The organism is Streptomyces taklimakanensis, assembly GCF_009709575.1.
Taxonomy (GTDB): Bacteria; Actinomycetota; Actinomycetes; order Streptomycetales; family Streptomycetaceae; genus Streptomyces; species Streptomyces taklimakanensis.
The window spans coordinates 4,774,930-4,788,614 of record NZ_WIXO01000001.1; the positions used below are offsets into that span (position 1 = coordinate 4,774,930).

Below are 13,685 nucleotides of genomic sequence, written 5' to 3' on the forward strand. Positions count from 1 at the left end.
CGCGCCCCTTGCGCCTCTCGTGCCTCTCGCGGCCCCCGCGCCCCTCGGCCCCTCCCGGGACCTCCGGACCCTTCCGCGCCCCGAGCTCCGGGGGACGCGAGGGAAAACGGGTGGCGCGCGCCCTGGCCCCCGTCTAGGGTCTGCCGGGCGAGGAGGGCCCCGCCCTCCCGCCGCGCGTCCGCGCGGCCGAGGAACCGGAAGAGCGAACCGGAGCAGAGGAGGTGGGCACGATGACCGTCGCCGCGATCGCCGCGGGCACGTCCCGCGAGCACACACCCGTTCCCACCACCCCGGCGGTCTCCGGCTGAGAGCCCGACGCCCGGTCGGCGCCACCGCGCGCCCGGCCGGCCCCGTCCCGCGCGTTCCGGAGCCGCCCTCCCCGAGAGGTCATCCGCGTTGAGTCACCTCGACGTCTCCGGCGTGCCCGGCACGTCCGCACACCCGCTCGCCCCCTACGGCTGGGACGAGCGCACCGCCGAAGCCTTCACCCCCCACGAACGGCGGGGCCTGACCCCGGCCCGCGTCGTCCGCGTGGACCGCGGCCGTTGTGACGCCGTCACCGCCGACGGGCCCGTGCGGGCCGACACCGCGCCCGTGGCCGGCCCCGATCCGGCGCAGGCCGTCTGCACCGGCGACTGGGCCGCCCTCGGCCCCGGCCCCGGGCCGCTGCCCGAGGTGCGCGCCCTGCTGCCCCGCCGCACCGCCTTCGTCCGCTCCACCTCCTCCAAGCGCTCCGAGGCACAGGTGCTGGCCGCCAACGTCGACCACGCCGTCGTCGCCGTCTCCCTGGCCGTCCCGCCCGACCTCGGGCGGCTGGAGCGTTTCCTCGCCCTGGCCTGGGAGAGCGGCGCCCGGCCGCTGGTCGTCCTCACCAAGACCGACCTGGCCCCGGACGCCGCCCACGCCGTCGCCGATGCCGAGGCCGTCGCGCCGGGCGTGACGGTGCTGGCCGTCAGCGCCGTCACCGGGGAGGGGCTGGACGTGCTCGCGGCCGTGCTCGCCGGCGGCACCGCGGTGGTGCTCGGCCAGTCCGGCGCCGGCAAGTCCACCCTCGTCAACGCGCTGGTCGGACAGGAGGTCCTGACCGTGGCGGAGACCCGCGCGCGCGACGGCAAGGGGCGGCACACCACGACCACCCGCGAGCTGTTCGCCCTGCCCGGCGGCGGGGTCCTCATCGACACCCCCGGCCTGCGCGGCGTCGGACTGTGGGACGCCGAGGAGGGGCTCGGCCGGACGTTCGCGGACGTCGAGGAACTGGCGCGCGACTGCCGCTTCCACGACTGCGCGCACTCCGTCGAGCCGGGGTGCGCCGTCCTCGCCGCCGTCGACGACGGCACCCTGCCCGAACGTCGGTTGGAGAGCTACCGCAAGCTGCTGCGCGAGAACCGGTACCTCGCGGCCCGCGCCGACGCCCGGCTGCGGGCGGAGCTACGGCGGGACTGGAAACAGAAGCAGGCGCTCGGCCGTCACATGATGGAGCGCAAGCGCGGCCCGCGCCGGTGACCGCCGCCCGGCCGTCCCCCCGGACCGGACGGGACGGCCGGGCACTCGGCGCGGCCGCGGACGGGCCGTGGGCGGGGCACGGTGGGACCGCGGCGAGGCCACGGTGGGGCTACGGTGGGGCCCGTGACGCCCGACAGCCCCGCCGCGCCCTTCGGTCCCCGACAGCTCCAACTCGTCCTGCTGCGCCGGATGGCCGATTTCCAGCCCGACAAGGTGCTCGACGCGCTGCGCGAGCTGGGCGCGGACCGGGCCGAGATGCGCGAGGCCAACCGCCGTTGGCAGGCCCGGAGCGCGACGGGCCGCTCGTCCCGCGCCCGTGGCGCGGTCGCGCGCTACCGGTCCGTGCTCGGCGAGCCCGAGGCCGTGGAGGAGCGTCGGGTGGGCGACCTGGACTGTCGGGCGCTGCGCTGGCCGGTGCCGCTCTGGCCCGCTCTGCGCCTGGAGGTGCTGACCGCGCCGGGCGGCGCGGTGTGGAACGAGTGGCTGGTGCGCGCCCCGGGTGAGGCCGGGCCCGAGCTGCGCACCGTCGAGGACCTGCTGCCGTGGTCGTGCACGGTGGACGAGGTCGCCCGGGCGTTCGCGCCGGCCCGTCCGATGGAGGGCTCCGCCCCCACCCGGTGGCGGCTCGCCTTCACCGCCCCGGACCGGGAGGGGAGGCGGCACGAGGTGATCGCGGAATTCGGGTGGGGGCTGCTCCAGCGGCTCGTGGAGCGCTGACGCCGCCCCCGCCGCCCCCGCCGCCCGTCCCGTCCGGGTCGTCGACTCCCGCGGGGCGGTCCATCGCGCGCCAGACCGGGAAGACCAGCGGACCCAGCGTGGTCACGAAGTAGAGGCAGCCCACGGTGAGCAGGGTGGGAACGAGTCCGACGCCCTCCACCGCGAGCCCGGCGGCCAGCCCGCCCAGCGGCATCGCCATCAGCACCCCGGCCGTCGTCACGCTCATCGCACGGCTGCGCAGGGACTCGGGGATCGTCTCGAACAGCACCGTGGACAGGATCGGGTTGAGCGCGCCCGCCGCCACCCCGGAGAGGACCGTCACCACCGCCAGGGCGGCGAGCCCGTCGGTGAGGGCGGCCGTGACGTACTGCGGCGACCCGGTGAGCAGGAAGCAGACGGCGAACACGGGTCGGCGCGGCAGGCGGTGTCCGAACGCCCCGTACACCAGCGCTCCCACCAGCGCTCCGCCACCCGACAGCGACACCAGCAGGCCCACGGACCGCGCGCCGTCCAGCGCGCTCTCGGCGTGCACCGGGAGCAGGACCGAGAGCCACGCCTGCCCCAGGCCGTTGGTGACCATCACCATCAGGACGACGGCCAGGATCAGGCGGGTGCGCAACACGTACGCGTACCCTTCGCGCAGCTCGGCGAGGTAGGTCCGCCGGGAACGGGGTGTCGCGGACGGGTCCGGGCGGCGGGGGGCGGCGGCGGACAGGCCGCGCAGCCCGCCGGCGACCAGCAGCGCGGAGCCGGCGAAGGTGACGGCGTCCACCAGCAGCACCGTCCCGGCGCCCAGCAGCGCGGCGAGCGTCCCACCGGCCGCGGCGCCCACCATCCGGGCGCCGCGCGACACCCCGTCGTGGAGGCTCGCGGCCCGGGTCACCGTCGTTCCGGCACACCGGGCCAGGTCGGGCAGGAGCACACCGCGCGCGGTCTCGCCCGGGGCGTGGAACAGGCCGCTGACGGCCATCAGCGCGCACAGGTGCCAGAAGCGCAACGTCCCGGTGTGGTGCAGCAGCGGCACGGCACCGACGGCGACGGCGCAGACCGTGTCCGAGACGACGCTGGTGCGCAGCCGCCCGAGCCGGTCGATGACCGGTCCGCCGACGACGGCCGCGACCACCACCGGCACCGTGGCGCAGAAGGCGACCAGCCCGGCGCGGGCGGCGCTGCCGGTGGTCTGGAGGACGAACCAGGGGACGGCGACGAGCGTCAGCGCGTTGCCGGCGACGGAGACGGCGTGGGCGGTCAGGAGCAGCGCCAGCGGCCGGCGGTCGGTGCCCACGGCGCTCACGGCGCTCACGGCGTTCACGGCGTTCATGGCGCCGCCACGCCGCGCCCGGAGTGGACCAGGCGCAGGCCGACCTCGATCAGGGTCCAGCCGATCCGGCGGCGTACGGCGGCCGTCCGACGCGCCCCCGCCCCCGGTGGGTGGTGCGCCGGACGCGGGGGACGGACGGTGTGGGCCAGGTGGTGGAGGCGGGCCTGACGCCGTAACTCGGCGGACCGCGCCCGCAGGAGGACGAGGTGGACGTCGGGGTGGCCGGGGTGCACGGGGTCCTCCTGGGGGGTCGGGACGGTCGGCGGGTCCGCCGGGGTCGGGGCCGGGCGGTCAGTCCTCGGTGCGGGGGAAGGCGTGCAGGTGGACGCGGAAGCGGGTGCCCTCCTCGCCCTCGACGGCCCGTTTCCGGTAGCTCTCGATCAGTTCGTGGAGCCGTTGGTTCAACTCACCGGCGAGTTCGGGGGTCAGCCGCAGGGTGAAGTCGCTGAGGTCCGAGGCCTGCCGCCACTCCTCCGGCCATTCGTGCACCGTGCCCAGCCAGGTGTTCAACTCGCGGGCGTGGGTGGTGGCCACCTCGTGCATCAACAGCATCAGAGCGCCTCGCACCTCCGGGTCGGGGTGGTGGACGTACTCCTCGACGTCGCCCAACTGCGTCCCCTGTTGCGCGGCGCGCCACCAGCGCTCCCGCGCGGTGCCGCGTCCGGGCTCCTCCTCGACGAAGTCGTACGCGGCCAACTGCCGCAGGTGGTAGCTCGTCGCCCCGCTGGACTCGTGGAGCCGCTCGGCCAGCCGGGAGGCCGTCGAGGGGCCGTACTCGCGCAGCGCGCCGAGGATGCGGATGCGCAGCGGGTGGGCCAGGGCGCGCAGGGAGCGCGGGTCGAGGGTGCGGATCGAGTGTTCCGGGCGTGCGGAGTCGGCCATACGACGACCGTATGGATGCAAAGAAAGCTTTGCAAGGGTTTCGTTGCAACCACTTCTCCGCCTTCCCTCCCGACCGCCGACCGCCGTGGCCGATTCCCGCCAGTGGCGGCCCGGCGAGCGGCGCACACTGGAGCGTGTGATGGACGACGACACCAGGTACGAGGCGGTCCGCGGCCGGGACGAGCGGTTCGACGGCGTGTTCTTCACCGGTGTGCTCACCACCGGGATCTACTGCCGTCCCAGCTGTCCGGCCGTCACCCCCAAGCGCCACAACGTGCGCTTCTTCCCCTCGGCCGCCGCGGCCCAGCGGGCCGGGCTGCGCGCCTGTCGCCGCTGCCGACCGGACGCCGTGCCCGGCTCGGCGGAGTGGAACGCGCGGGCCGACCTCGTCGGCCGCGCCATGCGGATGATCGCCGACGGCGTCGTGGACCGCGAGGGCGTCGAGGGGCTCGCCCGACGGCTGGGCTACAGCGTCCGCCAGGTCCGCCGCCAGCTCACCGCCGAACTCGGCGCGGGGCCCGTGGCGTTGGCCCGCGCGCAGCGGGCGCACACCGCCCGGGTGCTGCTGCAGACGACGGCGCTGCCGGTCACCGAGATCGCCTTCGCCGCCGGGTTCGCCAGCGTGCGCCAGTTCAACGACACGATCCGCGAGATCTACGCCCACACCCCCCGGGGGCTGCGGGCCGGCGCCCGTACCCGGCCCGACGCGGTGGCCGCCGAGGGCGGGGGAGTGGTCCTGCGGCTCTCCCACCGGGGGCCGTACGACGCCGCCGGGGTCTTCGACTTCCTCGGGCCGCGGGCCGTCTCCGGCGTCGAGGAGGTCACCGGGGAGCCGGGCGACCGCGTCTACCGGCGCACCCTCGCCCTGCCCTACGGGCACGGCGTCGTGGAGGTCCGGGAGGCGGGCGGCAAGGGCGGCGGGACGGGCGGCGGCTGGCTGCCGTGCCGACTGCACCTGACCGACCTGCGGGACCTGACCACCGCCGTCCAGCGGGTGCGGCGGCTGTTCGACCTGGACGCCGACCCCTACGCCGTCACCGACCGGCTGGGCGACGATCCGCACCTCGGGGCGCTGGTCCGGGAACGCCCGGGACTGCGCTCGCCGGGCGCGGCCGACCCGCACGAGCAGGCGGTGCGCGCCGTGCTCGGCCAACAGGTCACCGTCGGCGCGGCCCGCGCCCTGGCGGAAGCGCTCACGGCGGCGTACGGCAAGCCGCTGCCCGCCCCCGACGGCACCCTCACCCACCTCTTCCCCGACCCCGCCACCCTCGCCGAGGCGCCCCTGACCGAGCTGCGGATGCCCGACGCCCGCCGCCGAGCGCTCCGCACGCTCGCCGTCGCCCTCGCCGACGGCACCGTCGTCCTCGACCCCGGTGCCGACCGGGACGAGGCCGAGCGGACCCTGCTCGCGCTGCGCGGCATCGGCCCCTGGACGGCCGCCTACATCCGGATGCGCGCGCTGGGCGACCCCGACGTCCTTCCGCCCGGCGACGCGGGCGTACGGCACGGGCTGGAGCGGATCGGAGCCGACGCGGAGCACGCCGAGGACTGGCGACCCTGGCGCTCCTACGCCCTGCACCACCTGTGGGACGCGGCCGCGCGGAACCCCCGCCCGTCCCGCGCCCCCCGCGCCCCCCGCGCCCCCCGCGCCCCCCGCACCCTTTCGAGGCACACGACACCGGAGACGTCATGAGCACCCTCTACACCACCCACCCGAGCCCGTTGGGCGAACTGCTGCTCGCCGGCCCCGAACCGGGCGTCCTGGCCTCGGTCACCGTGCCCGGACAGAAGGGCGGGGCCCGCGTACTGCCCGACTGGCGGCGCGACGAGACCGCCTTCGCCGAGGTGGTGCGGCAGTTCGACGCCTACTTCGCCGGGGAGCTGAAGGAGTTCGAGGTGCCCCTGGCCACCCGGGGGTCGGAGTTCCGCGAGCGGGTCTGGTCGGCCCTGGACCGCGTCCCCCACGGAGCCACCGTCACCTACGGGGAGCTGACCGCCATGGCCGGGCTGGGGCCGAGGGCGGTACGGGCCGTCGGGGGAGCGGTGGGCGCCAACCCGCTGACGGTGGTGCGCCCCTGTCACCGCGTCGTCGGCGCGGACGGGACGCTCACCGGGTACGCGGGCGGCCTGGAGCGCAAGCGGTGGCTGCTCACCCACGAGGGAGTGCTGTCAACCTGACTCGGCCGTGAACGGCCGGGCTTGGAGGTAGCGCCCAACTGGCTGCCGGGTGGGCTCCCCCGTCCGGACACCCCGTTATGGGGTGGCAGGGACGCGTGACTCACGCCCCGCAGTCCACGCGTTCTCGCCCCTGCGGGCGAGAACGCGGGAAGCGTTCCGGTCGGCGTGGGCAACGACCCCGCACTTCCGGCACGCGAACTTGGCTTGGGAGATCCGGTCGAGGCGGTCGATGTAGCCGCACTGGGCGCACTCATGGGAGGAGTACGCGGGATCGACGAAGACCAGGGGCACACCCGCCCGCCTGGCCTTGTAGACGATGAAGTCTCCGAGCCGGGCGAAGGCCCAGGAGTGGAGTGCGACCCGTTGGGGCTTGCGGAGCCGTACCCGGTCGCGGATGCCCTTGAGTTCTTCGAGGGACAGGCCGGGCCCGGTGCGTTCGGCCTCGGTCACGATCGTCTTGGACATGACGTGGTTGGTGTTCTCGACGTGCCGCTGTTCGCGGCGGGAGCGCTCCTTGAGCCGGCGCTTCGCGCTCTTGGTGCGCTTTTTCCGGAGCTTGGCCCGCGGGGCAAGCTGACGCTTGCGGTAGCGGTTCGGGCTGCGCCCGGCGGCCCGGTAGCCGGTGGACGTGGTGGCGATGTCGACGATGCCCAGGTCCACACCGATGAAGGCTTCGGGCTCGTACTGCTCGGCCTCGGGAACCTCGCACGTGACGATCAGGTGGAAGACGCCGTCACGCTCGATCAGGTCGGACTCGCCTTCGCGGTACTGCCGGAGCACCTTGAGCGCATCCGCCACCATCAAGGAGTACATCGAGAACCGGAAGCGTCCCGACCGATGTCAACAGTCGGGACGCTTCCGGAGTGCAGACCCGTGCTCCGGTGCGGGTCACCCCTATTGAGAGAAGCGATTCCTCCCGGGCGTGAACGCCCGGGGTTCCTCGCCGGATCATGCTGAGGGGCGCCCCACCGCGGCCGGCGCGGAACGGGACCGGGACGGTACCGGACGCCCCGTCACCACCGCTCCCGAGGGCGGCGCCGACCGCCACCGCCCGGCGCGCCCGTCGCGCCGACTCCGGACGCGGGCGCGGGTGTCGGGCGGGGTGGCCCTACCGCCCGGGACATGGACAATGTGGACATGGGTCAACAGGGCGAACGTGCGGGCGAATCCGACTGGTGGAGCCGGCTCTACGACGGTGACACCCCGGACACCGGTCGCGCGCCGGCGCGGGACAGCATCGACGAGCGGTACGACTCGGCGGCCCGCGCGGTCGGCCGGAACCCCGCACCGACCGTGGCGGGCGAGAAGCCCGCGGAGGCCCCGGGATCCGCCACCGGCGGCGACCCCGACCCCGACCCCGTGTCCGCTCCCGCGCTCCCGCCCGCTCCCCGAACCTCCCCGGAGCGGCCGGCGGCCCCCGCCCCCGTCGCCTCCTCCGGCGTCGAGCCCTTCGCGCTGCCCGCCGCCGACCCCGACGGACTGTCCCGGCTGCCGTCCGACACCGAACTCGACGGCGCGCGGTACGGGCCCTTCACCCTGTGGGCCGTCGCCACGCGCGGCGACGTGTCCCGGCACCGGGGCGAGCCGCGCCGCGAGGCACTCCTCACCGCCCGCTTCGGGGAGGGCGACCGGGCCCTGATCCTGGTCGCCCTCGCCACCGGGTCCGGAACGGGCACCGGGGCGCACCGGGCCGCGCGGGAGGTCTGCCACCGCGTCGGGGCCTTCGTGGGCCGCAACCACGCCCGGCTGTCGGAGGACATCCGCGGGGCCCGGCGCGACGCCCTGAAGTCCGGGCTGCACCGGCTGACCGGCCGTGCCCACGGCAGGCCAGGCGCCGGCGCCGACGGTTCCGGGACCGGAACCGGAGCGGAGGCGGCCGACTCGGAGGGCGAGGAGCGCACGGTCGGCGTGCGGTGTCTGCTGCTGCCCGTGGACCCCCGGTGCCGCGTCCGGGTGTTCTTCGGGACCGGGGCGGGCGGTCTGTTCCGGTTGAGGGACGGCGTCTGGCAGGACATCGAGCCCGGCGGTCGCGGGAGCCGCCCGCCGCGTGTGGTGGCCGACGCGGCGGAGGGGAAGGGGGAGCGGGAGGAGACGGATCCGAGCCCGGCCCCCGGCCCGTTCCGTTTCCGGACCTCGCTGGGGCGCCCCGGCGATACGTTGCTGCTGTGCGGCGCGGGCCTGGCGGAGCCGATGCTCGACGCGGCCGGCTTCGCCGAGCGACTGGCCGGACGCTGGTCGGGGGCCGAACCCCCGGACCCGGCGGGCTTCCTGACCGACGCTCGGCTGGACGCCGAAGGGCACGGGAAGGACCGTACGGCCGCCGCGGTCTGGGAACACTGACCGCGGCGGCCGTACGAGGGGGACGTGCCGTCCGGCCGGGCGCCGCCCGAGCCGGTCGACTCAGCCGAACTGCTTCTCTATCGCGGCGAGCTTCGCCTCCAGGGAGTCCAGCCGAGGGCTGGTCAGGCTCTCGTCCGAGCCGAGCTGATCGGCGGGACGGGGCGGCTCCACCTTGCGCAGCCCCTCGGCGCCCAGTCCGCCGCCGGTCCCGGCGGCGTCGTCGGCGGGACGGAGCGCGGCACGCGGCCGGGCGGTCGGCTGCGGGGTGCCCGCGCTGACCTCCAACTCCACGGGGGCCTCGCCGCCCCGGCGCCCCATCCGGCTGATCGCCTTCAGACGGGCCCGCTCCAGTTTCTTCTGCTCACGGCGCCGGTCCCGCTCCTGCTCCTTGCGGCGCCGGTCCTCACGGACCTCGTCGACCGCCTCGTCCAGCGTCCGCACGCCCTCCAGCAGCATCAGCGACCAGGCCGCGTAGGTCTCGCGCGGCGCGCGCAGCCACCGTACGACCCGGATCTGCGGCAACGGACGCGGTACCAGGCCCTGTTCGCGCAGGGCGGCCCGGCGGGTCTGCTTCAACGCGCGGTCGAAGAGGATGGCCGCCGCGATCGACATGCCGGCGAAGAACTGCGGGGCACCGGCGTGCTCGTCGCCGCGCGGGGCGTGCACCCAGTTGAACCACGCCGCGGCGCCCGCGAACAGCCACACCAGCAGACGGGAGCCGAGGGAGGCGTCGCCGTGGCTGGCCTCGCGGACGGCGATGACGGCGGAGAACATGGCCGCGCCGTCCAGACCGAAGGGAACGAGGAACTCCCAACCGTCCGAGAGGCCCAGGTTCTCCCGGCCGAAGCCGACCAGACCGTGGAAGGAGAGCGCGGCGGCGACCCCCGCGCAGCAGAACAGCAGGACGTAGGAGGCGATCGCGTAGATCGTCTCCTTGCGGCGCCGCCGCTCCTCCATGCGCTCCCAGGAGTCCGAGCCCTGCTCCTCCTCGGTGCGGTGGCGGCCGCGTCCGCGGCCCATCAACACGACCGCGGTCAAGGCACCGACGAGCAGTACGGAACCCGCCAGTACCCAGTTCACAGATATCTCCGTCAGTCTCATCCGGGGGTGTCCCTTGCCTGGCGGTGTGCCGAAAACGGCTCCGCCGTGCTCGCGTTGGCTTCGTTGACGCGCAGCATCCTGGCGGAAAAAGGATGGGGAGGCAGGCGCTTTGCGCCCAAAGAACCGCCGATGGTGGCCAGAACGTGCGAACAGGAGTGTAGCGACTCGGACTTGTGGTCGACGGCCGGTCAAGCGATCGATACCGAATGGTTCCCGATCGTTCCGGGTCGTCGTTCCGGGTCGGTCGGGTGACGGTGGCCCCGCTCAGGCGCTCGTTCCGGTCAGGCGCTCGTTCCGGTCAGGCGCTCGATCCGGTCGGCGTCGCACGTCCGGGGGCAGGTGATGCAGGTGTCCTGCGGACGCAGCGTGTAGAACAGGCAGCAGCTCGCCCGGTCGCGGGTGGAGTACGTCTCGCCGTTCGGCCCGGACAGCTCGCGGAAGCCCGCTCCCGCCGGGTAGGGGGCGACGGAACCCGGCAGCAGCAGCTCGGCCTCGGCCATCGCGCGCCGTTCCTCGCCCAGCAGGTGGCCGATGTACCACAGGCCCTCGGTGATCTCGTCCGTCACCATGCCCCACAGGGCGCGCGGTCCGCGGCGCATGCGCGGCCGGAAGCCCTCCAGGACCGGGCCGATGTGCTCGGCGACGGCTTCCCGCACGGCCGCCCGCAGTTCCTCCTCGTCGGAGACGACGCGGGCGCCGGGCCGCGTGGCGGACGCGTCGTTCGGCAGGCAGGAGAACTCCTCGACCCGCACCGCCAGTCGGCCCGAGGCGCGGTCGAAGGCGACCGCGCCGGCCGGGACGCGCGGCACCCGGCGGTGCAGGAACCAGGGCAGCGTCATCAGCAGGCAGGCCGACCAGGCGTAGCGGTGCAGGCCGAAGCTGGCGATCACGTCGGGGCGGGCCCGCTCGCCGTGGTCGCGCAGCGTCTGCTCGTCGTCCCAGGCGAGGAAGGCGTCCAACGGCGCGCCGCCCCCGGCCAGCTCCTCCGCCCGCACCCAGCCGCCGCCGTGCGGCAGCGCGTCGCCCGGCGCGACCTCCAGGACCCGCAGGGCCGGGAAGACCTCGGCCAACCGGCCGTACGCGGCCGAGAAGGGCGATCCGGTGGACGCCGTGGACGCCGTGGGCGCTGGGGCGAGAGTGCTCATGGCCATGCGGGTACCACCGAATCGACGGCTATAACAGGTAAGGCTTACCTTAGCTCAGTCGATCGAGAAGGGCACCCGGGGGACGCCGTGAGAGTGACGCGACTCACTCGCCGACCCCTTCGCCGGCTCGCCCACCGCTCTGCCCGCCGCTCTGCCCTCCACCCGACCCCTCGTCCTGCCCCAGGCGGTCGGCCAGCCAGCTCGGCACCCCTCCCAGCAGGCGGAACAACCGTCGCGCCTCCGCCACCAGGCGCTGTGCCTCCGGCTCCGGCTGGACGTCCGCCAGCGACACCAGGGCCGGGGCCATGCCCACCAGGAAGCCCAGCTCCTCGCGGAGGCGCAGCGACTCGACGAAGCCGTGCCGGGCCTCGGCCGTCTCGCCGGCGCGCCGCGCCAGTCCGGCCAGGTGCCGCCAGGTGAAGGAGCACAGCAGCGCGTCGCCCCGCTCGGTGGCCGCGGCGTGCGCCCGCCGGTAGGCGGCCCGTGCCGCCTGGGGGCTGTCGCCGAAGTGTTCGGCCATCAGGCCGCGCCGGAAGTCCAACAGCGCCCGCCGCGGGGACGTGGGCGGCAGCAGCGCCGCCGCCCGGCCCAGCGCCGCGCGCGCCTCGTCGGCCCGGTCGCGTACGCCCAGCACGGCGGCGGCGTACGCCAGGTAGCCGCGCTCGCAGGCGGCCGCGGCCCGCTCCTCGTCCTGCGACGCCAGCGCCTCCGCCGTGCGCAGGGCGTCCTCGGCGCGCTCCCAGCCGTCGGCGGTGAACAGGCACCGCTCCACCAGCAGACTCGCCCGCCGCAGCGCCGCCGTCGCGTCGTCCCGCGCCACGTGCGGCTCCAGCAGCGCCGCCGCGTCCTCCCAGCAGCCGCGCGACCTCAACCGCCACACCGCGTGGTCGAGCGGATCGCCGACCGCCTCGTCCGTACCCCCCAGCCGTGCCGAACGTGACCTGGCGGTCTCCGCCACAGTGCCCTCCCCAAGCGCGCCGTCGAGCCGGATGTGAGCGAATCTCAGCACGAACCGGGGAGCCCGGCCAAGAGGAAAGTGTGAATCATTTCACAATCTTGGCGCTTTCTTGGCGGGTGCCGAGGACGGCGCGCGCCGGGTGTCCGTCAGCGGCCGGCCGGATCCAGGTGGGCGCCGTCGCCCGGCACCAGCAGGGCCAGCCGTCCGCCCTCGTCCAGCGGGGTCGGGAGGGTCGGCCGGGCCCGCTCGACCCCGCTCGCGGCGTCGATCAGGTGGATCTCGCCGTGTCCGCCCCGGGAGACGGCCACCCACGGCGCGCCCGGCGAGGCGGCCAGGGCCCGCCGCTGCACTCCGTCCCAGGGGGACGCGCCGGGGCGGGGGGCGCCGTCCATCGGCGGCAGCGGCACCCGGGCGGCGACGGTCGGACGCCCCGCGCCGGAGGGGGCGGCGGCCAGGACGACCAGTTCGTCGCCGTCCGGGTGACAGCGCGCGTACGCCACGTGCTCCTCGGCGACGGCCATGCGGAACACCAGTCCCTCGCCCAGCTCCACCCGGCCGGTGCGGCCGGTGTCCAGGTGGTGCCACCAGGCGTCGTTCGTCCAGGCGGGCCAGGCGGTCGGGGCGGACGGGCCGCCGCGCAGACAGGACCACAGCAGCCGGCGGCGGACGTCGATCCGCAGGAAGTACCCACGCCCGCCGGACCGTCCGTCCGCCTCCCACGGCAGCGGCGGTTCGACGGTCGGCCCGCCGTCCGAGCAGCGCGTCCGGTGCACCCCCGCGCCGGTGGCGGTGAACAGCCGTCCGGTGGCCGGATCGTGGGCGTCCCCGTGCCCGTCGTCGGGCAGGGGCAGTTCCGCGAGCGGAGGGCCGGCGGGCGGACAGCCGGGCCCGGCCGCCAGCAGGTCGGCGTGGCGGTGGACGGCCAGGGAGCCGGGCTCCCGGTGCCGCACGACGGCCAGCGGGCCGCCGTCGCCGGACGTGCCCGGCGTGCCGGCCGGGACGGCCGCGCCCGGTTCGCCCGGCCGCGTCCGCACCCGGACCGCGTACGGGCCGCCGGGTGCGGCCAGGTCCACGGCGGTCAGCAGGTCGCTCCACGGTTCCTCGTTCCGGCCCAGTCCGGTGGTGACGACCAGGTGCCGCCCGTCCGGGGCGGCGGCCAGGTGCTCGGCGGGGACGGCGACGGGAACGGTGGCGGCGACCGGGTTCCCGCCGCGCACCGCTTCGAAGGGCGCGAGCACCACCAGCTCGCCGGCCCGGTCGTCGACGAAGGCCACCCGGTCGCCGGGCAGCGCCAGGAAGCCCGCGTGCTCCGAGGCGTGGCGCCCCGTCAGCGAGGTCAGCAGCTCGCCCCGAGGGAGGGTCAGCAGGTGGACGGCGCCGGCGACGTGGTCGGCGACCAGCAGCAGGGGCGGGGAGTCCGAGGGCGGGGTGGTGGTCATGGACGGAAACCTCCGTGAGGGGTGGACCGATCGGATGAATCTGATAATGATTATCGTGTGATGCTCGGTGCGGGTGACTCGGGGGGCCCGCACCGAGCCGA

13 protein-coding genes are annotated in these 13,685 nt (G+C 75.6%); 5 read left to right on the forward strand and 8 right to left on the reverse strand.

Features of this window, described 5'->3' with window-relative positions:
- Nucleotides 1-396 precede the first annotated feature (396 nt).
- Entirely contained in the window at nt 397-1,503 is a 1,107-nt protein-coding gene (rsgA, locus tag F0L17_RS20990; RefSeq protein ID WP_155072269.1) for a ribosome small subunit-dependent GTPase A, read from the forward strand.
- Nucleotides 1,504-1,626: 123 nt separating this feature from the next.
- On the forward strand, nt 1,627-2,220 hold the full coding sequence (locus tag F0L17_RS20995) for an RNA-binding protein (protein WP_420802439.1): 594 nt from the start codon (nt 1,627-1,629) through the stop codon (nt 2,218-2,220).
- On the opposite strand, the gene F0L17_RS21000 is transcribed toward F0L17_RS20995, so the two are convergent.
- The 3 genes from F0L17_RS21000 to F0L17_RS21010 are packed head-to-tail and all read right to left on the reverse strand — an operon-like array spanning nt 2,135 to nt 4,423.
- On the reverse strand, nt 2,135-3,541 hold the full coding sequence (locus F0L17_RS21000; protein WP_155072270.1) for an MFS transporter: 1,407 nt from the start codon (nt 3,539-3,541) through the stop codon (nt 2,135-2,137). The two genes, F0L17_RS20995 and F0L17_RS21000, sit on opposite strands and share 86 nt — an antisense overlap.
- Nucleotides 3,538-3,774 carry a hypothetical protein gene (locus F0L17_RS21005; RefSeq protein ID WP_162466513.1) on the reverse strand — a complete coding sequence of 79 codons (237 nt, stop codon included), beginning with the start codon at nt 3,772-3,774 and terminating at the stop codon, nt 3,538-3,540. The genes F0L17_RS21000 and F0L17_RS21005 overlap by 4 nt, the downstream gene beginning before the upstream one ends.
- Nucleotides 3,775-3,832: 58 nt before the next feature.
- On the reverse strand, nt 3,833-4,423 hold the full coding sequence (locus F0L17_RS21010) for a winged helix-turn-helix domain-containing protein (RefSeq protein ID WP_155072271.1): 591 nt from the start codon (nt 4,421-4,423) through the stop codon (nt 3,833-3,835).
- A 139-nt stretch (nt 4,424-4,562) separates the two neighbouring features.
- On the opposite strand from F0L17_RS21010, the gene F0L17_RS21015 reads away from it, so the two are divergent.
- Nucleotides 4,563-6,116 carry an AlkA N-terminal domain-containing protein gene (locus tag F0L17_RS21015; protein WP_155072272.1) on the forward strand — a complete coding sequence of 518 codons (1,554 nt, stop codon included), beginning with the start codon at nt 4,563-4,565 and terminating at the stop codon, nt 6,114-6,116.
- A complete protein-coding gene (locus F0L17_RS21020; RefSeq protein ID WP_155072273.1) occupies nt 6,113-6,601 on the forward strand; it encodes a methylated-DNA--[protein]-cysteine S-methyltransferase in 489 nt (162 codons plus the stop codon). The genes F0L17_RS21015 and F0L17_RS21020 overlap by 4 nt, the downstream gene beginning before the upstream one ends.
- Nucleotides 6,602-6,676: 75 nt before the next feature.
- On the opposite strand, the gene F0L17_RS21025 is transcribed toward F0L17_RS21020, so the two are convergent.
- Entirely contained in the window at nt 6,677-7,402 is a 726-nt protein-coding gene (locus F0L17_RS21025; protein ID WP_420802440.1) for an RNA-guided endonuclease InsQ/TnpB family protein, read from the reverse strand.
- A gap of 336 nt (nt 7,403-7,738) precedes the next feature.
- On the opposite strand from F0L17_RS21025, the gene F0L17_RS21030 reads away from it, so the two are divergent.
- Complete coding sequence (locus F0L17_RS21030) at nt 7,739-8,941, forward strand: protein phosphatase 2C domain-containing protein (RefSeq protein ID WP_155072274.1); 1,203 nt, start codon at nt 7,739-7,741, stop codon at nt 8,939-8,941.
- Nucleotides 8,942-9,001: 60 nt separating this feature from the next.
- On the opposite strand, the gene F0L17_RS21035 is transcribed toward F0L17_RS21030, so the two are convergent.
- The 4 genes from F0L17_RS21035 to F0L17_RS21050 form a co-directional block, all read right to left on the reverse strand.
- Nucleotides 9,002-10,042, reverse strand: a complete 1,041-nt coding sequence (locus F0L17_RS21035; protein WP_155072275.1) for a DUF2637 domain-containing protein — start codon at nt 10,040-10,042, stop codon at nt 9,002-9,004.
- Between the two features lie 281 nt (nt 10,043-10,323).
- Nucleotides 10,324-11,187, reverse strand: a complete 864-nt coding sequence (locus F0L17_RS21040; protein ID WP_155072276.1) for a (2Fe-2S)-binding protein — start codon at nt 11,185-11,187, stop codon at nt 10,324-10,326.
- A gap of 103 nt (nt 11,188-11,290) precedes the next feature.
- Nucleotides 11,291-12,145, reverse strand: a complete 855-nt coding sequence (locus F0L17_RS21045) for a hypothetical protein (RefSeq protein ID WP_338018160.1) — start codon at nt 12,143-12,145, stop codon at nt 11,291-11,293.
- A gap of 146 nt (nt 12,146-12,291) precedes the next feature.
- Nucleotides 12,292-13,584 (reverse strand): hypothetical protein, encoded by a 1,293-nt coding sequence (locus tag F0L17_RS21050; RefSeq protein ID WP_155072277.1) that lies wholly within the window; start codon nt 13,582-13,584, stop codon nt 12,292-12,294.
- Nucleotides 13,585-13,685: the final 101 nt, after the last annotated feature.

Excerpts from the sequence above, each read along its gene's own strand:
- F0L17_RS21040 (WP_155072276.1), bottom strand. The coding sequence starts at position 11,187 with ATGAGCACTCTCGCCCCAGCGCCCACGGCGTCCACGGCGTCCACCGGA.
- F0L17_RS21015 (WP_155072272.1), top strand. The coding sequence starts at position 4,563 with ATGGACGACGACACCAGGTACGAGGCGGTCCGCGGCCGGGACGAGCGG.
- F0L17_RS21000 (WP_155072270.1), bottom strand. The coding sequence starts at position 3,541 with ATGAACGCCGTGAACGCCGTGAGCGCCGTGAGCGCCGTGGGCACCGAC.
- F0L17_RS21030 (WP_155072274.1), top strand. The coding sequence starts at position 7,739 with ATGGGTCAACAGGGCGAACGTGCGGGCGAATCCGACTGGTGGAGCCGG.
- F0L17_RS21020 (WP_155072273.1), top strand. The coding sequence starts at position 6,113 with ATGAGCACCCTCTACACCACCCACCCGAGCCCGTTGGGCGAACTGCTG.
- F0L17_RS21025 (WP_420802440.1), bottom strand. The coding sequence starts at position 7,402 with ATGGTGGCGGATGCGCTCAAGGTGCTCCGGCAGTACCGCGAAGGCGAG.
- F0L17_RS21035 (WP_155072275.1), bottom strand. The coding sequence starts at position 10,042 with ATGAGACTGACGGAGATATCTGTGAACTGGGTACTGGCGGGTTCCGTA.
- F0L17_RS21010 (WP_155072271.1), bottom strand. The coding sequence starts at position 4,423 with ATGGCCGACTCCGCACGCCCGGAACACTCGATCCGCACCCTCGACCCG.
- F0L17_RS21050 (WP_155072277.1), bottom strand. The coding sequence starts at position 13,584 with ATGACCACCACCCCGCCCTCGGACTCCCCGCCCCTGCTGCTGGTCGCC.